This window comes from Pedococcus sp. P1_H8 (assembly GCF_056405175.1).
This window is the reverse complement of the sequence record NZ_JBFUCP010000251.1, coordinates 1-436: the sequence shown is the minus strand read 5'-3', so window position 1 is coordinate 436 and position 436 is coordinate 1. Positions and strand designations below refer to the sequence as shown.

The 436-nt window shown below is 68.6% G+C and carries 1 pseudogene; it reads right to left on the bottom strand.

From position 1 onward, the window contains the following. Window positions 1-436, bottom strand: a pseudogene (locus AC1DYG_RS19845) (fatty-acid--CoA ligase); the annotation flags it as partial.

The following is a 436-nucleotide window of genomic DNA, read 5'->3' as shown; positions in this document are numbered from 1 at the left end:
GTTCGCCGCCGGTCTCGGCGTCGACGATCGCGGCCCACTGGCTGCGCGCGACGTAGCCGCAGGACACCTGGGCGATTGCGCCCGGGGCGTCCTTGTCGACCTTCACCATGCGACCGCGGTTCAGCTCGTCGCGGTCGACGTAGATGACCTTGGCCTCGTCGCTGTGCTTGGTGGAGGAGACGAACAGCGTCGCCTCGGCCATGCCGTAGGACGGCTTGATCGCGGTCTTGGGCAGTCCGTACGGACCGAACGCGTCGTTGAACTTGCGCATCGACGAGGTGGTGACCGGCTCGCTGCCGTTGATCAGGCCGATGACGTTGCTCAGGTCGAGGCTCTCGCCGTCCTTGGGCAGGCCGCGGGCGGCGGCGTGCTCGAACGCGAAGTTCGGTGCCGCGGCGAAGGTGCCCGCGCCGTCGGTGATGGCGGCGAGTTCCTT